The 21,498-nt window shown below is 61.1% G+C and carries 20 protein-coding genes; 5 read left to right on the forward strand and 15 right to left on the reverse strand.

Features of this window, described 5'->3' with window-relative positions:
* Positions 1-139 precede the first annotated feature (139 nt).
* The 12 genes from lipA to IF189_RS24920 form a co-directional block, all read right to left on the reverse strand.
* Positions 140-1,138, reverse strand: a complete 999-nt coding sequence (gene lipA / locus IF189_RS24865) for a lipoyl synthase (protein WP_162803535.1) — start codon at positions 1,136-1,138, stop codon at positions 140-142.
* Positions 1,139-1,163: 25 nt separating this feature from the next.
* Positions 1,164-1,811 carry a lipoyl(octanoyl) transferase LipB gene (gene lipB, locus IF189_RS24870; protein WP_134828216.1) on the reverse strand — a complete coding sequence of 216 codons (648 nt, stop codon included), beginning with the start codon at positions 1,809-1,811 and terminating at the stop codon, positions 1,164-1,166.
* Entirely contained in the window at positions 1,811-2,086 is a 276-nt protein-coding gene (locus IF189_RS24875) for a DUF493 domain-containing protein (protein WP_007958664.1), read from the reverse strand. Before IF189_RS24875 ends, lipB begins: the two co-directional genes overlap by 1 nt.
* A gap of 84 nt (positions 2,087-2,170) precedes the next feature.
* Complete coding sequence (locus IF189_RS24880; RefSeq protein WP_134828217.1) at positions 2,171-3,328, reverse strand: D-alanyl-D-alanine carboxypeptidase family protein; 1,158 nt, start codon at positions 3,326-3,328, stop codon at positions 2,171-2,173.
* A gap of 189 nt (positions 3,329-3,517) precedes the next feature.
* On the reverse strand, positions 3,518-4,528 hold the full coding sequence (locus tag IF189_RS24885) for a septal ring lytic transglycosylase RlpA family protein (RefSeq protein ID WP_085732950.1): 1,011 nt from the start codon (positions 4,526-4,528) through the stop codon (positions 3,518-3,520).
* The gene (mltB, locus tag IF189_RS24890; protein ID WP_085712282.1) at positions 4,528-5,538 is read right to left on the reverse strand and encodes a lytic murein transglycosylase B; all 1,011 of its coding nucleotides are present in this window, start codon (positions 5,536-5,538) and stop codon (positions 4,528-4,530) included. The genes IF189_RS24885 and mltB overlap by 1 nt, the downstream gene beginning before the upstream one ends.
* Before the next feature lie 17 nt (positions 5,539-5,555).
* Positions 5,556-6,659 (reverse strand): rod shape-determining protein RodA, encoded by a 1,104-nt coding sequence (gene rodA, locus IF189_RS24895; protein WP_085712360.1) that lies wholly within the window; start codon positions 6,657-6,659, stop codon positions 5,556-5,558.
* Positions 6,660-6,690: 31 nt separating this feature from the next.
* A complete protein-coding gene (gene mrdA, locus IF189_RS24900; protein ID WP_085712283.1) occupies positions 6,691-8,586 on the reverse strand; it encodes a penicillin-binding protein 2 in 1,896 nt (631 codons plus the stop codon).
* 10 nt (positions 8,587-8,596) lie between these two features.
* The gene (gene rlmH / locus IF189_RS24905; protein WP_011063671.1) at positions 8,597-9,064 is read right to left on the reverse strand and encodes a 23S rRNA (pseudouridine(1915)-N(3))-methyltransferase RlmH; all 468 of its coding nucleotides are present in this window, start codon (positions 9,062-9,064) and stop codon (positions 8,597-8,599) included.
* 10 nt (positions 9,065-9,074) lie between these two features.
* Positions 9,075-9,569: a ribosome silencing factor gene (rsfS, locus tag IF189_RS24910; protein ID WP_085712284.1), complete on the reverse strand. Its 495-nt coding sequence runs from the start codon at positions 9,567-9,569 to the stop codon at positions 9,075-9,077.
* A 70-nt stretch (positions 9,570-9,639) separates the two neighbouring features.
* Positions 9,640-10,362: a nicotinate-nucleotide adenylyltransferase gene (gene nadD / locus IF189_RS24915; RefSeq protein WP_085712285.1), complete on the reverse strand. Its 723-nt coding sequence runs from the start codon at positions 10,360-10,362 to the stop codon at positions 9,640-9,642.
* Positions 10,331-11,602 carry a glutamate-5-semialdehyde dehydrogenase gene (locus IF189_RS24920; protein ID WP_119428894.1) on the reverse strand — a complete coding sequence of 424 codons (1,272 nt, stop codon included), beginning with the start codon at positions 11,600-11,602 and terminating at the stop codon, positions 10,331-10,333. Before IF189_RS24920 ends, nadD begins: the two co-directional genes overlap by 32 nt.
* Positions 11,603-11,779: 177 nt before the next feature.
* Here IF189_RS24920 and IF189_RS24925 point away from each other — a divergent pair, with 177 nt between their 5' ends.
* The 4 genes from IF189_RS24925 (at position 11,780) to IF189_RS24940 (ending at position 19,101) form a co-directional block, all read left to right on the forward strand.
* Entirely contained in the window at positions 11,780-12,475 is a 696-nt protein-coding gene (locus IF189_RS24925; RefSeq protein WP_114885744.1) for a DNA-3-methyladenine glycosylase, read from the forward strand.
* Between the two features lie 54 nt (positions 12,476-12,529).
* Positions 12,530-13,846: a bifunctional DedA family/phosphatase PAP2 family protein gene (locus IF189_RS24930; RefSeq protein WP_134828219.1), complete on the forward strand. Its 1,317-nt coding sequence runs from the start codon at positions 12,530-12,532 to the stop codon at positions 13,844-13,846.
* Between the two features lie 139 nt (positions 13,847-13,985).
* Positions 13,986-17,426 (forward strand): calcium-binding protein, encoded by a 3,441-nt coding sequence (locus tag IF189_RS24935; RefSeq protein WP_225739920.1) that lies wholly within the window; start codon positions 13,986-13,988, stop codon positions 17,424-17,426.
* Positions 17,427-17,709: 283 nt separating this feature from the next.
* Complete coding sequence (locus IF189_RS24940; protein ID WP_225739921.1) at positions 17,710-19,101, forward strand: hypothetical protein; 1,392 nt, start codon at positions 17,710-17,712, stop codon at positions 19,099-19,101.
* Between the two features lie 6 nt (positions 19,102-19,107).
* On the opposite strand, the gene IF189_RS24945 is transcribed toward IF189_RS24940, so the two are convergent.
* From IF189_RS24945 to IF189_RS24955, 3 genes are read right to left on the reverse strand one after another with little or no spacing between them, the layout of a single operon-like run.
* Positions 19,108-19,698 (reverse strand): LON peptidase substrate-binding domain-containing protein, encoded by a 591-nt coding sequence (locus IF189_RS24945; RefSeq protein WP_134828221.1) that lies wholly within the window; start codon positions 19,696-19,698, stop codon positions 19,108-19,110.
* Positions 19,699-19,708: 10 nt separating this feature from the next.
* The gene (locus IF189_RS24950; protein ID WP_085712292.1) at positions 19,709-20,425 is read right to left on the reverse strand and encodes an LrgB family protein; all 717 of its coding nucleotides are present in this window, start codon (positions 20,423-20,425) and stop codon (positions 19,709-19,711) included.
* Positions 20,425-20,787, reverse strand: a complete 363-nt coding sequence (locus IF189_RS24955) for a CidA/LrgA family protein (protein WP_039771873.1) — start codon at positions 20,785-20,787, stop codon at positions 20,425-20,427. The genes IF189_RS24950 and IF189_RS24955 overlap by 1 nt, the downstream gene beginning before the upstream one ends.
* A gap of 193 nt (positions 20,788-20,980) precedes the next feature.
* Here IF189_RS24955 and IF189_RS24960 point away from each other — a divergent pair, with 193 nt between their 5' ends.
* Positions 20,981-21,436: a MaoC family dehydratase gene (locus IF189_RS24960; protein WP_007909575.1), complete on the forward strand. Its 456-nt coding sequence runs from the start codon at positions 20,981-20,983 to the stop codon at positions 21,434-21,436.
* Positions 21,437-21,498 lie beyond the last annotated feature (62 nt).

The following is a 21,498-nucleotide window of genomic DNA, read 5'->3' on the forward strand; positions in this document are numbered from 1 at the left end:
GTAGTCAGGAACGGCGACAAACAGAAGAGGCTCGGCTGCGCCGCAGATTGCAGGAAAAGTCGATAACGAGCGTAGGCCGGACAAAAAAATGCCCGCCGGGCGATAAAACCCGGCGGGCATTTTTTCATTCAGCGCTGAATCAGGAACCGAGCAACTCGGCCTTGACCAGTTTCGCCTGCTCGTCCGCGTGGTACGACGAACGCACCAACGGGCCGGACGCGACGTTCTTGAAGCCCATCTTGTAACCTTCCTCGGCGAACCAGGCGAAGGTGTCCGGGTGCACGAAACGCTGCACTGGCAAGTGGCTGCGGGATGGTTGCAGGTACTGGCCCAGGGTCAGCATGTCGATGTCGTGTTCGCGCATGCGCTTCATGACTTCGATGACTTCGTCGTCGGTCTCGCCCAGACCCAGCATCAGGCCGGATTTGGTCGGAATGTGCGGCATCATCTGCTTGAAGCGTTGCAGCAGGGTCAGCGACCACTGGTAGTCCGACCCCGGACGCGCAGCCTTGTACAGGCGCGGCACGGTCTCCAGGTTGTGGTTGAACACATCCGGCGGCTCCGCCGCGGTGATTTCCAGGGCGATGTCCATGCGGCCGCGGTAGTCAGGGACCAGGGTCTCGAGCTGCACGTTCGGCGACAATTTGCGGATTTCACGAATGCAGTCGGCAAAGTGCTGGGCACCGCCATCACGCAGGTCGTCGCGGTCCACCGAGGTGATCACCACGTACTTGAGTTTCAGGTCGGCGATGGCGATGGCCAGGCTTTCCGGCTCGTTGACGTCCAGTGGTTTCGGACGACCGTGGCCGACGTCGCAGAACGGGCAGCGACGGGTGCAGATGTCACCCATGATCATGAAGGTCGCGGTGCCGCCGGAGAAGCACTCGCCCAGGTTCGGGCAGGAGGCCTCTTCGCAGACGCTGTGCAGCTTGTGCTTGCGCAGCAGGCTCTTGATGCGCTCGACTTCCGGCGAAACCGGGATGCGCACGCGGATCCAGTCGGGTTTCTTCGGCAGTTCGGTGGTCGGAATGATCTTTACCGGGATGCGTGCAACCTTCTCGGCGCCGCGCAGCTTGACGCCGGCTTCAACCTTGGGACGCGGGGCCGGGCGCTCGGTCACGTCGAGCGTCGGGATCATGGTTTGCACTGCATCAGTAGTCATATCAGTCGATTCCGCCCGTCAGGGTCGTCTGCTCAGCATAGTCGAGGTGTTTGACGAGCTGCGCGCGCAGCCGGGCACTTACCTCGGCAAATTCAATCGATCCTGCGTGATCGCTCAGCTGGGTCATCGCCAGCCCGGCATAGCCGCAGGGATTAATCCGTCGAAACGGCTCCAGGTTCATATCCACGTTCAGGGCCAGGCCATGAAAGGAACAACCGTGGCGAATCCGCAAACCCAGAGAAGCGATTTTCGCTCCGTCGACATAGACGCCGGGAGCATCTGGCTTGGCCACAGCGTTGACGCCGTAGCTGGCCAGCAGTTCGATCAGGCACCGCTCCATGCGTGTGACCAGGTCGCGTACGCCAAAACCCAGTTTGCGCACATCCAGCAACAGGTACGCCACCAGTTGGCCGGGGCCATGGTAAGTCACCTGCCCGCCGCGGTCGACCTGAACCACCGGGATATCTCCCGGCAGCAACAGATGTTCGGCTTTGCCGGCCTGACCCTGAGTGAACACCGGCGGGTGTTCGACGAGCCAGATTTCGTCGGCGGCATCACTGCCGCGTTCGTTGGTAAAGCGTTGCATGGCATGCCAGACCGGCTCGTAAGCCATCTGGCCAAGTTCGCGAAAGCCCAGCGTGCCCGGCATCACAACACCATGTGTACGAAGCCGGTCGCCCGCAGTTCGCTGTTGATGTTGTACAGCTGATCCTGATCGGTCGCGACGATGTGCAACTGGATGGTGGTGTACTTGCCGTTGCTGCTTTGACGCTCGTCGACACGCTCATCGTTGATCTTTGCGTGTTTCTTGACGATGTCGATGATCTTGTCTTTGTTGCCGACGCCCGTATCGCTGATCACCTTAACCGGATAATCAACCTGCGGAAATTCGATCTTTGGCGCCTTTACTTCGGTATCGGTCATGGCGTAACGGCCTCGTAAGCGTAAGCCCGGTAACGAACAAGGCCCCGCTCCGGAGGGGAACGGGGCCATGCAGGTCAACTCGAATCAGTTGAACAAGCCGTAGAAGAATAGACGGATGCTATCCCACATGCGGCGGAAGATACCACCCTCCTCGACAGCGTCCAGGGCGATCAGGTCGGCGCTGTGTACCACCTTGTCGTCCAGTTTCACTTCGACTTTACCGATCACGTCGCCCTTGGCGATTGGCGCGGTCAGTTGCGGGTTCATGGTCATGCTGGCAGCGAGCTTCTTCAGCTGGCCCTTCGGCAGGGTCATGGTCAGATCTTCAGCCAGACCGGCCTTGACCTGGTTGGTGGTGCCTTTCCACACCGGGGCCTGAGCCAGTTCGGTGCCCTTCTGATAGAAGGTCTGGGTTTCGAAGAAGCGGAAACCGTAGGTCAGCAGCTTCTGGGTCTCGGCGGCGCGAGCCACTTCGCTGTTGGTGCCGAACACCACGGCGATCAGACGCATGCCATCACGTACAGCCGAAGACACCATGCAGTAGCCGGCTTCGTCGGTGTGACCGGTTTTCAGACCGTCGACGGTCTTGTCGCGCCACAGCAGCAGGTTGCGGTTAGGCTGCTTGATGCCGTTCCAGAAGAACTCTTTCTGCGAGTAGATCGCGTAGTGAGCCGGATCTTCGTGGATGATCGCGCGCGCCAGGATCGCCATGTCGTGAGCCGACGAATAGTGCTCAGGGTTCGGCAGACCGGTCGGGTTCATGAAGTGGGTATTGGTCATGCCCAGATCGGCGACGGTCTTGTTCATCAGGTCGGCGAAGGCGTCTTCGCTGCCGGCGATGTGCTCGGCCACCGCGACGCTGGCGTCGTTGCCGGACTGGATGATGATGCCGTGCAGCAGGTCGCTGACAGTCACTTGCGAGCCGACTTTGATGAACATCCGCGAACCGCCGGTGCGCCAGGCGTTTTCGCTGACGGTCACCGGATCGTTTTCACCGATCTGGCCACGACGGATTTCCAGCGTTGCAATGTACGCGGTCATCAGTTTGGTCAGGCTGGCCGGTGGCAGACGCTGGTCACCGTTGTTCTCCACCAGCACGTTGCCGCTGCTGGCGTCCATGAGCACGTAGGCTTTTGCGGCCAGTTGAGGTGGCGACGGCATCATCTCGGCCGCGAAGGCGGCTGGCGAGAGGAGCAGCGGGACTAGCAGACACAGGCGTTTGGCAAAGGTGGTGATGTTCATCCGTCTCTCGAAATCGCTAATGGAAACTGCCCTTGCGGGCAAAATTAATCAGATGACTTTCTAACGAGTCATCGCGTGTTCAGTTGCTCACTCCAGTCACCCTTTGCCGGGCTTTTGTTCTTCGACGAGCCAACAACCTGATTCACCCCCCAATCGCTGGCGAACCGTCAATCAAGTGCTACGTATTACTTACTCGGTGACCACACTTGGCGAACCAAGGTTGGCCAGGCGCACGCTGTTCTGCACCTGGGCAATTTCACCCGGCGAACCGATCGGTCCCAGGCGTACCCGGTGCAGGGTCTGCTGATTGCGCACGATCGAGCTGATGAACACCGGAGCGCTCACCATCCCGCTGAGCTTCGACCTCAGGAGTTCTGCAGCGTCCGGGTTGGCGAACGCGCCCACCTGCAGATACTGGCCAGACGCTGGTGCAGAAGCGTTTTTTTTTGCGCCGATCTGTACAGGTACAGTGTCGGAGGCATGCTGTTGCGGCGGTGGAGTCCACTGCTCGATGGTACCGGCCGAGGCCGTGATCACCGGCGCAGTATTCTGCGCGACTTGCGGCTCGTTGAGCATCAAAGGCGCCGGACGGCCCTTGGCGGCCCACCATTGTTGCGGGTCGATACCCTCGACCTTGACCCGCGCGGTGCCGATTTCGGCATAACCGAGCTTTTTGGCCGCAGCGTAGGACAGGTCGATGATCCGGTCCGAATAGAACGGCCCGCGGTCGTTGACCCGCAGGATCACGCTCTTGTTGTTGTCCAGGTTGGTCACCCGAACGTAACTTGGCAGCGGTAAGGTCTTGTGGGCGGCACTCATGCCGTACAGGTCATAGACCTCGCCGTTGGCGGTGTTCTGACCGTGGAACTTGGTGCCGTACCAGGACGCGGTACCCGAGGCCACGTAGGTCTTGGATTCCTGCAAAGGGAAGTAGGTCTTGCCCAGCACGGTATAAGGGTTGGCCTTGTACGGGCCGGTGTGCAGGGTCGGCGTGGCGTCCGGAATGCGCGATACATCGACGTCCCACCATGGCGCGCCGTCCTTGTGGGCCCGGTTGATGTCCAGACCCGGTTGGGCACGTACGGTGTTCGAGGCGTATTTCTGGGTCGGCGCCCGGCTGGTCGAGCAACTGGCGACCAGCACCGCCAACGCGGCGAATGCCACCAGCTTCAGGGGTTTGTTGATAGGCAATGCCTGCATTACTTGACGCCCCGTGCTTTTACCAGCTCTTCAGACAGTTGATGTACAGCCATGGCGTACATCACGCTGCGGTTATAACGCGTGATCGCGTAGAAATTCTTCAGGCCCATCCAGTATTCCGGGCCATTGTCGCCTTCCAGGCGAAATGCAGTAACCGGCATATCATCGCGCAGCGCATCATGACTTGACCAGCCCAGCGCTCGCAACTCCCCGACGGTTTTCGTCGGTTCGATGCCGGTGGTCAGGCCTTCATCCACCTGCTCGCCGCGCACATCCGCACGACTGACCACCGGTTCGCCGGCCACCCAGCCGTGACGCTTGAAGTAGCTGGCAACGCTGCCGATCGCATCATCCGGGTTGTTCCAGATATTGATGTGGCCATCACCGTCGAAATCCACCGCATAGGCGCGAAAACTGCTCGGCATGAACTGCGGCAGGCCCATCGCCCCGGCGTAGGAGCCCTTGAGGGTCAGCGGGTCGACCTGTTCTTCGCGAGCCAGCAGCAGGAACTCACGCAGTTCCTTGCGGAAAAATTCGGCACGGGGAGGATAGTCGAAACCCAGCGTGGACAAGGCATCGATCACCCGGTAATTACCGGTATTACGTCCGAAAAAGGTCTCGACGCCGATGATCGACACGATCACCTGGGCCGGAACGCCGTATTCCTGCTCGGCGCGGGCCAGTACCGCCTCGTGCTGGCGCCAGAAGTCCACACCACGGGCGATGCGCGCGTCGGTGATGAACATCGGCCGGTATTCTTTCCACTGTTTGACCCGTTCGGCGGGTTTGGAAATCGCGTCGAGAATCGCCTGCTTGCGCTGGGCCTCGCGAAACACCGCCATCAGTTGCTCGCCGGCGAAACCGTAGTCGCGGGTCATTTCACCGACGAATTCGGCCACCTGGGGCGAACCTTCGTAATCGCCGGCCAGCGCTTCCTGCGCGCTGCCAAGGATGCCTACCAGGCCGAGCCACGGTGCGTATCGTGTCGCCCAGTCACGCATTACTTGCATTGAACTCTTCACCTTATTCAAACCTGTGCGATCCACTTGCGATGCGTATGGATCGACATCAAAACCCCAAACGCTGACAGCAGCGTCACCAGCGAAGTTCCGCCGTAGCTAATGAACGGCAACGGCACCCCCACCACCGGCAACAGGCCACTGACCATACCGATGTTGACGAAAACATAAACAAAAAACGTCATGGTCAAGGCGCCGGCGAGCAATTTGCCGAACAGCGTCTGCGCCTGGGCGGTAATCACCAGACCGCGACCGATCAGCAGCAGATAGATCAGCAACAGCGCGCAGATACCCACCAGGCCGAACTCTTCGCCCAGCACCGCGATGATGAAGTCGGTGTGGCTTTCCGGCAGGAAGTCCAGGTGCGACTGGGTGCCCAGCAGCCAGCCCTTGCCGAACACGCCGCCGGAACCGATGGCAGCCTTCGACTGAATGATGTTCCAGCCGGTGCCCAGCGGATCACTTTCGGGGTCGAGGAAGGTCAGGATCCGTTGCTTCTGATAGTCGTGCATGATGAAGAACCACATGGCGATCGCCACGGGTACGGCAGCGGCCAGCACGCTGAGGATCCAGCGCCAGCGCAATCCGCCCATGAACAGCACGAACGCACCGCCAGCCAGAATCAGCAGCGACGTGCCCAGATCCGGCTGACGCACGATCAGAATGAACGGCACACCGATCAACATCAGGCTGATTCCGACATGCTTGAGCTGCGGCGGCAGCGTGCGCTTGGACAGGTACCAGGCGATGGTCGCCGGCATCAGGATTTTCATGAACTCCGATGGCTGGAAGCGGATCACCCCGGGAATGTTGATCCAGCGGGTCGCGCCCATGGCGTTGTGGCCCATGATGTCCACCACCATCAGCAGCACCACCCCGACCACATAGCCGAGCGGCACCCAACGAGCCATGAACCGTGGTTCGAACTGGGCAATGACGATCATCGACACCAGGCCGATGCCGAACGACGTGGCCTGTTTGGCCAGCAGGTCCCAGCTCTTGCCGCTGGCCGAATACAGCACGAACAGGCTGCCGGCGGCGAGGATCAGTAGCAGGACCAGCAAGGGTCCGTCGATATGCAGGCGTTGCAACAGCGTCGCGCGGCGACGCATCACATCCTCGCTGGAGAGCATGCGATCGAAATTATTCTTCACGGGCCGTAGCCTCCGCACTGATTGGGCTGGCGTATTCGGCCTTCAAGCGTCCGTCCTGATCCAGCAGCCAGGCGTCCATCACCTGACGCACCACGGGCGCGGCGACGCCGGAACCGGACTCACCGTTCTCGACCATCACCGACACCACGATTTTCGGGTTGTCGGCCGGTGCAAAACCGACGAACAGGGCGTGGTCGCGGTGGCGCTCCTGCACTTTGGAGCGGTCGTATTTCTCGCCTTGTTTGATCGCGACCACCTGGGCCGTACCCGACTTGCCGGCGATCCGGTATTGCGCGCCGATCGATGCCTTGCGCGCGGTACCCCGGGCACCGTGCATCACCTGCTGCATGCCGTGGTTGACCTTGGTCCAGTCCGACGGATCGCGCAGGACGATGTCCGGCATCGGGTTTTCATCCTTGGGCTTCTCGCCCTCGATGGTCTTGGCCAGGTGCGGACGGTTCCACACCCCTTTGTTGGCCACCAGTGCGGTGGCCTGGGCCAGTTGCAACGGGGTCGACTGCATGTAGCCCTGGCCGATCCCGAGAATCAGGGTTTCGCCCGGGAACCATGCCTGCTTGCGGGTGGCACGTTTCCATTCGCGGGACGGCATCAGGCCGGGGGATTCTTCGAACATGTCCAGCGAGACCTTCTGGCCGATGCCGAACTTGTTCATGTACGCCGACAGCCGGTCGATGCCGAGCTTGTGCGCCAGGTCATAGAAGTAGGTGTCGTTGGACCGCATGATCGCCGTGTCGAGGTCGACGAAGCCGTCCCCGGTGCGGTTCCAGTTGCGGTATTTGTGATCGTAGTTGGGCAGCATGTAGTAACCCGGGTCGAACACCCGGCTCGACGCCGTCACCACGCCCGCGTCCAGACCGGCAATCGCCACCGCCGGCTTGATCGTCGAGCCCGGCGGGTACAGGCCGCGCAACACGCGGTTGAACAGCGGCCGGTCGATGGAATCGCGCAGTTCGGCGTAAGCCTTGAAGCTGATGCCGGTGACGAACAGGTTCGGGTCGAAGCTCGGCTGACTGACCATCGCCAGCACTTCACCGGTGTTCGGGTCAAGCGCCACCACTGCGCCGCGTCGCCCGCCCAGTGCGGCTTCGGCGGCTTCCTGCAATTTGATGTCGAGGCTCAGGACGATGTCCTTGCCCGGCACAGGATCGGTACGCTTGAGCACCCGCAGTACGCGGCCCCGGGCGTTGGTCTCGACCTCTTCGTAACCTACCTGGCCGTGCAGCTCGGCTTCGTAGAAGCGCTCGATGCCGGTCTTGCCGATGTGGTGGGTGCCGCTGTAGTTGACCGGATCGAGGGTCTTCAGCTCTTTCTCGTTGATCCGCCCCATGTACCCCACCGAGTGCGCAAAATGCGCGCCTTGCGGGTAGTGACGCACCAATTGCGCGACCACTTCCACGCCCGGCAGGCGGAACTGGTTCACCGCGATCCGGGCGATCTGCTCTTCGGTCAGCTCGAACAGGATCGGCACCGGCTCGAACGGCCGGCGCCCCTGACGCATGCGCTTTTCGAAGATCACCCGGTCTTCCGGTGTCAGCTCCAGCACCTCGACGATCACATCGAGTACCTGCTGCCAGTCGCCGGAGCGCTCGCGGGTCATGCTCAGGCTGAAGCTCGGACGGTTATCCGCCACCACCACGCCGTTGCGGTCGTAAATCAGGCCACGGGTCGGCGGGATCGGCTGGACATGGACGCGGTTGTTTTCCGAAAGAGTCGAGTGATACTCGTACTGGATCACTTGCAGGAAATACAGCCGGGCAATCAGCACACAGATCAGCAGCACCACCGCAATGGCCCCGAACACGACGCGGCTACGCACCAGGCGGGCGTCTTTTTCGTGGTCCTTGATGCGGATCGGCTGGGACATGAGGGCAGGATTACTTGTGGTAAGGGTGGCCGGACAACACGGTCCAGGCACGATACAACTGCTCGCCGATGAGGATGCGCACCAACGGGTGCGGCAGCGTCAACGGCGACAACGACCAGCGCTGGTCGGCGCGGGCACAGACTTCCGGCGCCAGCCCTTCCGGGCCGCCGACCATGAAATTGACCGTGCGCGAGTCCAGCCGCCAACGGTCGAGTTCGACCGCCAGCTGCTCCGTGCTCCAGGGCTTGCCGTGCACTTCGAGAGTGACGATCCGCTCGTTGTGCCCGACCTTGGCCAGCATGGCTTCGCCTTCCTGACGGATGAAGCGGGCCACGTCGGCATTCTTGCCACGGGTATTGAGCGGAATTTCCACCAGTTCCAGCGCCAGCTCGGACGGAAGACGCTTGGCATATTCATGCCAGCCTTCTTCCACCCACTTGGGCATGCGTGAACCGACGGCGATCAGTCGCAGTCGCACAGCGCTTCCCTTACAGCTGGTCTTTGTTGAGCTTGGTGAAGTGCTCGTGGGTGTTTTCCGGGCTGTGGTGCTTGGCGTCTGCCGCACGGCTCTGCTCGGCACCGGCCCACAGGCGCTCCAGGTCGTAGAACTGACGGGCCGAGGCGGTCATCATGTGCACGATCACCAGGTCCAGGTCCAGCAGCACCCAGTCGCTGTCGCCCTTGCCTTCTTCGCCCAGCGGCTTGGCGCCCTGCTTTTTCACTTCTTCGCGAACCTTGTCCAGCATCGCGTTGATCTGACGGTTGGACGTACCGGTGGCGATGATCATGTAGTCAGTGATGCTCTGCTTGTCGCGCACATCGATGATCTGGATGTCCTGGGCCTTGACGTCTTCCAGGGCGGCCACGGCCACCTTGACCAGCTCGTCGCCTTTCAGCGGCTCGTTGGTGTTGGCGACTTCCGGCAGCGGAGCGCTCTTGAACGTGCCTTTGCGCTTTACTTTGGTTTGGTCTTTGTCAGTCATATAAAACTCGTTTTGCTCATGTATTCGGCGGCTCGTCCCACGATGATCGTGTTACTCGAGCACGCCTTGTTCAGTTCGACGCACGGTACAGACCGTGCGCATCGATGTAGGCCAGGACCGCGTCGGGCACCAGGAAACGTACCGACTTACCGCTGGCCAGCAGTTGACGGATCTGGGTGGCGGAGACCGCGAGCGGTGTCTGCCAGACGAATGCAATCTGTCCGCTCGGCCCTTTCAGGGCCAGCGGGTCGCTCACCGAACGCGCTGCCAGCAGGTTGCGCAAGGCATCCGGCGGTTCGCTGTCGGCGTCCGGGCGCTGTAGCACCAGGATGTGGCAATGCTGGAGCAACTCCTCCCAGCGGTGCCAAGTGGGCAGGCCGCAAAATGCGTCCCAGCCCAAAAGCAGAAAAACCTGGGTCTCGGCGGCCAGTTCAGCGCGCAGCGACTCCAGGGTATCGATGGTCCAGGACGGTTTGTCCCGCTGCAACTCGCGGGCGTCCACCACCAGCGGCGGCACACCGGCCACCGCACACTCGACCATTGCCAGCCGATCCTGCGCCGACACCTGCGGGGTATCGCGATGGGGCGGCCGGGCGCTGGGCATCATGCGCAGCTCATCGAGCGCCAGCGCATCGGCGACTTCCAGCGCGCCGCGCAAATGGCCGACATGCACCGGATCGAAGGTTCCGCCCAGGACGCCAATGCGTCTGGGGCGAGACTTCCTGCCGGATTTCGGCGCTTTCGGGTCGAGGTCGGACAAGTCAGACCGTCGCCTGGCCGCGCAACTGGCCATCACCGACCACGACGTACTTCTCGCAGGTCAGTCCTTCGAGGCCCACCGGGCCACGGGCGTGCAGCTTATCAGTAGAAATGCCGATCTCGGCACCCAATCCGTATTCGAATCCATCGGCGAAGCAGGTCGGGGTGTTGATCATCACCGATGCCGAGTCGACTTCGGCCACGAACTGCCGGGTGTCGGCGAGGTTTTCGCTGACGATCGAATCGGTGTGGTGAGAGCCGAAATGGTTGATGTGCTCGATGGCCTGGTCCAGACCGTCGACCACGCGGATCGACAGAATCGGCGCCAGATACTCGGTGCCCCAGTCTTCTTCAGTCGCCGCGACCGCCTCGATGATCGCCCGGGTGCGCTCGCAACCACGCAGCTCGACGCCTTTTTCGCGGAACTGTCTGGCCATCGACGGCAGGAAATCCTTCGCAACACTTTGATCGACCAGCAGGGTCTCCATCGCGCCACAGATGCCATAACGATAGGTCTTGGCATTGAAGGCAATGCGCTGGGCCTTCGGCAGGTCGGCATGTTCGCTGACATAGACGTGGCAGATGCCGTCCAGATGCTTGATCACCGGCACCCGGGCGTCGCGACTGATGCGCTCGATCAGGCCACGGCCACCGCGCGGCACGATTACATCGACGTACTCGGGCATGGTGATCAGGGCGCCAACGGCGGCGCGGTCGGTGGTTTCCACCACTTGCACCACGGCGGCCGGCAGTTCGGCTTCGGCCAGACCGCGCTGGATGCAGGCGGCAATCGCACGGTTGGAATGAATCGCCTCGGATCCGCCACGCAGGATGGTCGCGTTACCGGACTTCAGGCACAGGCTCGCGGCGTCGATGGTCACGTTCGGACGGGATTCGTAGATGATCCCGATCACGCCCAGCGGCACGCGCATCTTGCCGACCTGAATGCCCGACGGACGGAAGCTCATGTCGCGGATCGCACCGACCGGATCCGGCAGGGCCGCCACCTGGCGCAGACCAACGATCATCCCGTCGATGCGGGCCGGGGTCAGCTCCAGGCGCTCCAGCAGTGCAGGCTCCAGACCGTTGGCGCGGCCGGCGGCCAGATCCTGTTCATTGGCTGCCGCAAGCTCGGCACGGGCGGCGTCCAGCGCATTGGCGGCAGCCAGCAGGGCGCGGTTTTTCTGCGCGGTGCTGGCACGGCCGATGACCCGGGAAGCTTCGCGGGCGGCGCGACCCAATCGGGTCATGTAGTCAAGAACGGACTCAGTCATGGTCTGCTGGGGTCTTGGCAAAGAGGAAAGCGGCAGATTATAGCTGTCGCGTCCCGGGACTAACAGCGGTGACGGGCGGATGGTCGAAATGGACGGCGATTTGCCGATGTTCAGCCGTAATTAAGGCTCGGATTGTTATCATCACGACCTCTTTCGCCTGGATAAACCCCGTTTGCCATGTCCAACCTGACCGTTCGCGCCCGTGCCGAGCGCCTGCCGCTGGGCCTTCCGGACGCTTTTTTCGACCGTGACGCCCAGACGCTTGCCCGCGATCTGCTGGGCAAAGTCATCCGCCACCGGGTCGGTGACCTGTGGCTCAGCGCCCGGATCATCGAAACCGAAGCGTATTACTGCGAAGAAAAAGGCAGCCACGCTTCCCTCGGCTACACGGAAAAGCGTAAGGCTTTGTTTCTGGATGGCGGCCACATCTATATGTACTACGCCCGTGGCGGCGATTCGCTGAACTTCAGCGCGCAGGGTCCTGGCAATGCGGTGCTGATCAAATCGGCCTATCCATGGGTCGATGAGATCAGCGGCCCGGCCAGTCTGGCGCAGATGCTGCTGAACAATCCCGATGCTCAGGGCCGCCCGCGACCGTCGCAAAAGCTTTGCGCCGGGCAGACACTGCTGTGCAAAGCCCTGGGGTTGAAAGTGCCGGTGTGGGATGCAAAGCGTTTCGACCACGAGATACTGCTGGTGGAAGACACCGGCCCAGCCCCTGGCCACATCATCCAGACCACCCGCCTGGGCATCCCCCATGGGCGTGACGAGCATTTGATGTATCGCTTTGTCGATGCAGCCTACGCCCAGTGGTGCACCCGGAACCCGCTGCGCCGGGGCCAGGTCGAAGGACGCGATTATTTTCTGCTGTGAACTTCCCCTCTGCGCTACGCCGACCAGGGACATCAATGAAATGGAGTGTGTTGTATGGGCCCATGGCTCGATAGCGTGACCGGGTGGCTGGCTGCCAATCCGCAGTGGCTGGCTGCTGCGGTGTTCATCGTGGCCTTTGTCGAGTGCCTGGCGATTGCCGGGATCATCGTTCCCGGCACGGTGTTGCTGTTCGCCGTGGCGGCACTTGCCGGCAGCGGTGCGCTGTCGCTGAGCGAAACCCTGTTGCTGGGCTTTCTCGGGGGGATTCTCGGCGACCTGGTGTCGTATTTCCTCGGCCGCCACTTCCACCAGAACATCCGGCGCCTGCCGGGCCTGCGCCATCACCCGGAATGGATGGCCGGCGCGGAAACCTACTTCCAGCGTTACGGTATCGCCAGTCTGCTGGTCGGGCGCTTCATCGGCCCGTTACGACCGATGTTGCCGATGGTAGCCGGGATGTGCGACATGCCCTTCCCGCGCTTCGTTGCCGTCAGCCTGCTGGCTGCGGCGGGCTGGAGCATCGCCTACCTGCTGCCGGGCTGGGCCACCGGGGCGGCGATTCGTCTGCCATTGCCGGAAGGTTTCTGGCTGCAGGCCGGGATTGTCGCCGCCAGCATTGCGGTGATGGTCGGCCTGAGCGCCAACAGCAGCCTGCGCCGTCATCGCCGGGCGACGATCTGGATCAGCAGCATGAGCCTGTTGATCCTGATCGCGCTGTTCATCGGTTATCCGTATCTGACCGCGCTCGACCAGGGCGTCATGACCCTCGTGCAGGAACACCGCAGCGCGCTGCTCGACGAGGTCGCAGTGGTTTTCACCCTGATCGGCGAATTCCGCAACATGCTGGTGTTCAGCATTTTGCTGACCGGCCTGTTGCTGCTGTGCCGCCAGTGGCGTCAGGCGATCTTCGCCGGCAGTACCCTGCTCGTCACCGCGCTGGCCAACACCGGAACCAAACTGTTTTTCGCCCGGGTGCGCCCGGAAGTGCTGACCGACCCGATCACCAGTTACAGCATGCCCAGCGGCCATGCGTCCGGATCGTTCGCGCTGTTCCTGACCCTCGCCGTGCTGGCCGGACGCGGGCAACCTCCAAGACTGCGCCTGACCTGGCTGTTGATCGGCTGCATTCCGGCGCTGGCGATTGCGCTGTCGCGGGTGTATCTGGGGGCGCACTGGCCGACGGATGTCCTGGCCGGCGCCATGCTCGCCGCCTGTGTCTGCGCAGCGAGCCTGTGGCTGATTCAGCGCCGCTCGCCCCTTGAAGCGATGCCGCAGAAAGTCTGGTGGCTAGTGTTGCCGGCGCTGGTCGCCCTGTTCGGTTTCTTTGTGCTGCGGCATTTGCCACACACCTTGTTGCGATATGCCTACTGAGCCCACGCTCAACGCTCATCGGTGCACCCGGCGCCGATGAGCGTCATCAAACATTTGGCAAAGCAAATGCTCATGAACAAGTCCGTGCCCCATGCCACATTCCGGCAGCAGCACCACAAACGGACTTGTGAAAAGAACCATGACTTTGACCAATCAACTGAACCCTGTTTCACGGACTGACCGACCGTCGGCTCCGATCAAAATATCCGACCTGAACATCCCCCCCGAACCGCTCCTTCAGACCTCGGGCCAAAAACCCGGGCTCGCGGATCTCGATACCCTGTTCGGCCCTCTGCGCATCGGAGAATTCAGCGTCAGCCGCCAGACGCTCCAGGCCTTGGGCGGCCGAATCGACGGGAAAACCCTCTCGGCGACCAACACCTACTTTTCCGAGCCTGATCAAGCCTTCCTCGATGCATTGGAGTTCGATACGGCTCAGATCGAACAGCGCATGAGATCCGTTCCTTCACCGGAAAACACTCAGATCCCGCCCCTGCTGTACGAAATCGTCACCCAGCGCTCTCCCGATGCCCCGCCACTCATGCGTGAGATACCCACCAGTGAATTCGCGGAGGCCATGAACAAGATCAATCAGTTGCTGAATGCCACCCAACGCCTGGACATTCGTCGAGATCCGTTGCCCGAACACTTACCGGACTGGGTCGATAAAACCAAAAGCCGCGGGATGGCCAGCATGGGAGTCGGGATGCAGGCGTACGGACTCTACAGCGCTTACATCGGCGCCATCGACGCACTGAAGAAAGGTGACACGGCTGAAGCGCTGATCAACGTTGGCGGTGGTCTCTCGGAGATCACTTCACTAGGGGTCGAGTACGCCCTGAGCAAGACCGGCGAGCATATGATCCGCCAGGGGTCCATGGCCTTCGAGCAATTCGGCAAGACCTCCATGGGCAAGTGGCTGTGTCGCGGAGCCGGGTTGATTGCCAGCGTGCTGACGCTGCCCTTCGATATCTATACCGCCATCAAATCCTTCAACGATGCGGCCAAGGCCCAGGGCAAGGAAGCTCAGGACCTGTATGTCACCGGCGGACTGAGCGTATTCAGTGGCGCGTTGTCCCTGGCCCTTGGCTGCGCAGCACTAGCGGGATTCCAGGCGGCAGGCCCGGTGGGTATCGCCGCCGCCGCAATCATGATTGTCGGGGCGAAAATCTATGGCGCCGTCCGGGCGGTCGACGACATTGACGACTACATCGAACTGACCGTGAACGAACGCTGGCGTGCTGGCTGGTTCGCATTCACAGGTCAGGATCAGGACAGGGCGCTGATGGATCGCTATCTGATTGCCAAGACCATCGCCGACTATGCCAAGGCCCTTAAGACCCGAAGCCTCGCCTGGCTCGACAATGAATTCAAGGAGAGCGTCGACGTAATCGTCAATGGCCGGTTCGAGGTCCGACTGCAGCCCACTCGCCTCTATTACTACCAGTGGAACAAGGACGAGTCGCCGTACAAGACCGAAAACCTGCCGGTCATCGTTGACACCGATGACGTTTACGACGCGAGGGGTGGCCTGCCGACATCGGATTCCATCCTCTCCAAAGTAAAAAGTGATCCGGCCAAGGGTGTGTTCTGGAGTCTCGGCGGCGGCCATGACGCCGTACAAGGTGTGCAGAATAAAGCCAACTTCTTCAGCTATGGCACCGGCAGTAAAGTACTGCATGGCGGCGACAAGGGTGACTCCTTTATTTTTCAGTCGGCCTCCGAAGCTCTTTCATACGACCCGATCAAGGTGAGCGAGTTGTCGGGAGGAGACGGTATCGATATGTTATGGCTGCAAGGCACGCACAGGCATCTGGATCACCTTCCCGACCCGCCGCGTCACCTCGGCTATGACATCGACCTGAAAAACGGCGCGCTGTCGTTGCGTCCTGTAGACCCGAAACTCGAACCGATGCAGCACTCGACGCTCAGGTCCATCGAAAAGGTCGAGACGCTCGCCGGCGCGGTCAATCGCGTGACCGGCTCCGATCTGGCGGACATCATCGCCGCCAACGGCAACGACCGCGTCGAGGCCGGTGCCGGGGATGACCAGATTTCCGTGCGCGGCCTGCATGTCACGGTCGATGGCGGCCCTGGCAGCGATACCTATCAGCTTGATCCGATGAGTCGCCACGTTTCCATCAGCGAAGATGGCCAGGAACCCAGCAAGGTCTATCTGGGGGTACCGGCCGAAGCCATCCAGCGCTGGTACATCCGCAATGACGCACTGGTGATCGAATCACTGCGCGACGACGACGTGCGCTCGCCACAACGGGAACTGATTCTCGAAGCGGTGTACCGGTCCGTCGACGGCAAGCGCTCGTTGCGCAATGACAAATGGACGTTCGTCACCCAGGACGGTTACCACCTGCAACCGGAGTGGCCTGCCGAAATCACGGGCCTGAACGATCCGTCGGTGAGTGTCAGCGTTCTGACTGCCGGCATCCCCAAGGCTTTGCCGGTACCGGTCAACGATCGCCCTTACCGGCTTTCGGGCAATGCGCACTCGTACTACTTCGTTTCCCGCGATGTCTATCACACGATCCTGGTGGCAGATCAGAACGACAAACCCGCCCGGAGCACACTTTATGTCGATCGCGACAGCACGGAAGTCGACGAGGTCCGGGCCATCTATACCGTTGCAAAAACGAAATCCGATGCGTTCACGTTTCTCCACTATTCGAATATTCACTTCACCATCACTTTCGGCCAGCACGGCGGATTACTCTCGTTGCACGGTATCGCCAGAGAAAATCCGGGCAAGAAAAGCGACATGGGAGCCGGAATCATGTCCTCCGGATGGCAAATGAATCATCCCTTGACTCTGGTCATGCGCGACGGGATTTCCTATCACCTCGATTTCCCACGCCCCACCTATTTCAACGATGCGAAAAATCCGGGCTACACCGTTGTGCAAAGCCGCACCTCGCTGCGTGAGCGAGCAGGCCGATACATTTTCGTCCGGCCTTCCATCGAAAAACGCACCTTGAAGACAACCCCGCAACGGGTCGATTATCGCATTGCCGAGCACCATGCGACCTACTGGCTGGAAGGACGATCCTCGACTTACGAGCTGTTTCCTGCCAGCCACCTCTCCATTCGACTGTCCACCGCCGAGGCAGACGCCAGCATTTCAGGGTCATCTACCTGGCACGTGCACACACAGCATCTGCCGGAACAGATCACCTCGCGCGACCTTGCCATCAAGGACAACCTGCTGAAGATCGGCAGCATCCGGATTTACCTGCCGGACAGCAACGACCCGGCGTTTCCACTGGAGACTGTCGACGTGGTGGTCTCGTCAGGGAACCGTTACCGGATCAACGCCTTGTTCGAGGTGATCGGCCTCTATGCCGTGGATGCCCACTCCTATTCATCGGTTCAGGCAATCATCCAGGACATCGCTGATCATCAACAACGCGACGAACTCGAGACACACCATGTGCAGGTACGAAATATTCGTCTGCGCGACGGGACTCCCGGCAGGATCTTCTACAACACCAACACCCGTTTCTGGAGCTCGGAAAGTGCTCCGTCCCGTTCGATACCGATTGAGCACCTGATCATCGTCAAGGAATGACACCATGCGACCCAAACCACCCGCGCCACCCGGTCCTGTCAGGCCAAACACGCCTGTCGACCCGCTCGCTCAACCACCCCGGTTACGGCCACTCTTTCCACAGCCGCCGCAACATCAATCGCCCGAACCGTTCACTTCACGCGGTCAAAACCCGGGGCATACCCCGCCACCCGCCGGCACATCCGAACAGCCACGTGTACAGATATCGGATTTGCCTGGGGGCTCCCGGCAAACTCCCACGAGCCTGAACGGCTACCTGTTGAGCCCCGGACTGTTGCGCAACATGCAACCGGCCAACGAAGAAGGCCTGCGTTACATCGTCGGGCGCCAGTTCGTCGATGTAAAAGAGATCGGCACGGTGTACGTCGAGTTCGATGACAGCCTGGGCACTTACCGGGCAATGGATCCTTACAGGAAACTCGCGCCCGGCCCGGCCCTCCACCGAAATACAGGTGAAACCACGTGGAGCCTGTCGAGACCACTGAAACGACCGCACCCGACGGACTCTGACGGCGCAGCGGTTGTATCGAGCAAGCAACCTTCACCCGAACCGCTACCGATACACTTGAAGGCCGCCACCACCGAGTTGTTGAACGAGCACTTCAAGCGGCTGTATCCACAAATGACCCACGGTGAACGTGTCGTACTGCTGCGCTCCTACAACCTCTCCCCCCGCCAGCACGTGCGATTGCGCGACGATCTGATCACCAATCCTTTGATGCTTCCCCGCTGGGCGGACAGCCACAAGCTTCGCTCAATGGACGTAGACGATCCGACCCGCTTCGATGCACTCCACCAGGAAATCGAACCGCTGCTGCTGCCATTGCGAAACGGCAAGCTGCTGCCCCGCGATCTTGGCGACTTCGATGAAAGTGTCAGCGCAGAGTTTCTGGAGGCTTTTCGTGCGAAGCTGGGTTATTTGCGCAACATCAGTGGTTGCCTGTATCGCAAGGACATTCCGGGGCTGTTCAGGGCTGATGAGCGCACGCCTTTCGAGTTCTATAACGACGATCGGATGTTGCCGCGCCTGAAGCATCCCCGTGGTGCGACAACGGAGAAACCGATCAGCGCGACGGTAAGTCTTCAACTGGTCAAAGCATACGCCCACAACGGCATAGGGTCCCCCGACCCGGATTACCTGCGCTACAACAACCAGAAAAACAAATACCCCGGCAGAAAGCCCGGCGAGCCGGACGTCGAGCCGGGCGAATCGGACAACGACTGGTCTGATGTATCCGACGTGGAGCTGGACGCCGAGCGCAACTACGAAACAATCCGCCACAATCAGCAGCTTGTATTCGCGTACGTGATCGACACGAGAAACATGGAGGTTGTTCTCAGGGAGGAAAACCACGTCCTCAATGACGCTGCAACCCGCAAAGGTGCATGGTTTCCCGACGACGAACTCGAAGCACTGATATCGACCTCGAAGCGGGGCATCGAGTCGCAACGTCTTTGGCTGCTCGACTCAACGCTCACTCGGGCAGCGAAGGTCGATGACATCAGTCAGCAGGCAAAATACGGCGACTCCATTGAAGAGCGCACCCACAGTGGTGCATTCAACCGGCATGAGTATGACGCCCTGATCGACAAGGTTGCCCTGGCAGGCAAGCCGACCCTGACACTGGACCCGGGCCAGGAGTGGTTCGCCAACGATATCGTCTGGCCCGAATAAACCGCTTCAGGCGAACAGTTCGCCCTGCAACTCGTCGAGCAGCGCCTGGATCGCATCCAGGCGCTGCTGCGGGTCGTCGAGTTGCAGCAGGTCGATCTTGTCCTCCTCGGCGAACGGCAACAGGTACGCCAGTTGATTGGCCAGCGACTGCTGCCCTGCCGCCTCGATGCCCATGTTCAGCGCCTCGACCATCGGGTGCTCGGCGAGGGCCTTGAGCAAGGCCACCAGGTCGGCGTCTTCATCCTGCAAGGGTTGCTCGGGTTCTTCGTCCAGCCACTCGACCTCGGCCAAGATCAGTTGATCACGCTGCACTTCGGTTCGTTGCACCAGAAAGCGGCGCCCGCCCTGCACCCGAATGCCCAGCAGCCCGTTGTCCTGCTGCTGGAAATCAGTGATCCGCGCTTCGCAACCGACCATGGCGAAACCTTCAGGGGCAGCGCCGACTTCATGGCCTTCGAGGATGCACACCACACCGAACCCGCCGCCCTGCTTCATGCAGCGGCCGATCATATCCAGGTAGCGCGCCTCGAAGATCTGCAAATCCAGATTGCAGCCGGGAAACAGCACCGTGTTCAGCGGAAAAAGCGGCAGACTCATAGACATTTCCTTACACCACCATCGACACCGCCAACGGCAGGAACACCGCCGTGGCTACGCCCATCAGACTCATCGCCAGTGCCGCGAAGGCGCCACACTCGTCACTTTCCTGCAACGCCACCGACGTACCGACCGCATGCGCCGTCATGCCCAGCGCCATGCCGCGCGCCTCCGGGCTGTGCACGCCGAGGCGGGTCAGCAGGGCCGGACCGAAGATCGCGCCGATCACCCCGGTGATCAACACGAACACCGCGGCCAGCGCCGCGACGCCACCGATCTGCTCGGCCACCAGCATGGCGATCGGCGAGGTCACCGATTTGGGCGCCATGGTCATCAGGATCATGTGATCGGCACCGAACCACCAGCCCAGCGCCACGCCCATGCCCGTGGCGACCACCCCGCCTATCACCAGCGTAGTAAAAATCGGCCAGAACAATTGGCGGATGCGCCGCAGGTTCAGATACAGCGGCACCGCCAGCGCGACGGTCGCCGGGCCCAGCAGAATGCTGAGGATCTCGGTGCTCTTGCGGTACTCGACGTAAGTCAGGCCGCAACCGACCAGCACACCGATCACCAGCAGCATGGAAACCAGCACCGGTTGCAGGAAGATCCAGCGGGTTTTCTCGAACGCCGCCAGCACCAGTTGATAGGCGCCCAGGGTGATGCCGATGCCGAACAGTGGATGGTGAATCACCGAAGCCCAGGCGCCGTGCCAGTCGAACAGCATCAGGATTCCTCCGAATGCGGCGCGTGACGCTTGACCAGCCGTTGCATCAGCACCCCGGCGAAGGCCATGGACAGGATCAGCGACACCACCAGCGCACCGACGATGGCCCAGAAATCCGCGGCAATCGCCGTGGCGTAAACCATCACACCCACCGCCGGCGGCACCAGCAACAACGGCAAATAGCGCAACAGACTGCCGGCAGCGAGGTTCAGCGGCTCGCCGACTTCGCCGCGCACGATCAGGAACGCCAGCAACAGCAAAAGGCCGATGATCGGCCCCGGCAGCACCGGCAACAGCAAATGATTGAGGGCCGTGCCGAGCAATTGAAACAGCACCAGCATGGTCAGGCCGCGTAGCAACATCCGTCATCTCCGTCCGACATCCCGCCAAGCACGGGCCCGGCATTATAAGCACGCCTGCGCTATGGATCGGCATTCGCCAAAAGCATGGTCGGTTGACCTGAGCAAATCGCCATGATGATCTACAGTGGTTCGCAGGGCGGTCAAATCCCCCACCTGAAAAACTATAAAACCGATGAACCCAAGGAGAGTCTCAATGCCCTATGTTCCAGTTGCAGAGCTCAAAGATTATGTCGGCAAGGAACTCGGACGTTCCGAATGGCTCACCATCGATCAGGAGCGCATCAACCTGTTCGCCGAAGCCACCGGGGATTATCAGTTCATCCATGTCGACCCGGTCAAAGCCGCGCAAACGCCATTTGGCAGCACCATTGCACACGGTTTCCTGTCGTTGTCGCTGATCCCCAAACTGATGGAAGACATTCTGATCCTGCCGCAAGGCGTGAAGATGGTGGTCAACTACGGCCTGGACAGCGTGCGTTTCATCCAGCCGGTCAAGGTCAACTCCAAGGTCCGGCTCAAGGTCGACCTCGGTGAAGTGACCGAGAAAAAACCTGGCCAGTGGCTGCTCAAGGCCACCGCCACCCTGGAGATCGAAGGCTCGGACAAACCGGCCTACATCGCCGAACCGCTGTCACTCTGCTTCGTCTGAGTGCCGGGATGCGAAACGGCTCACGCGGTTTCGCATCCACTCCTCTCTGCCGGCTGTTTAAG

The organism is Pseudomonas sp. IzPS59 (assembly GCF_014863505.1).
In the GTDB taxonomy this organism is placed as follows: domain Bacteria; phylum Pseudomonadota; class Gammaproteobacteria; order Pseudomonadales; family Pseudomonadaceae; genus Aquipseudomonas; species Aquipseudomonas kribbensis.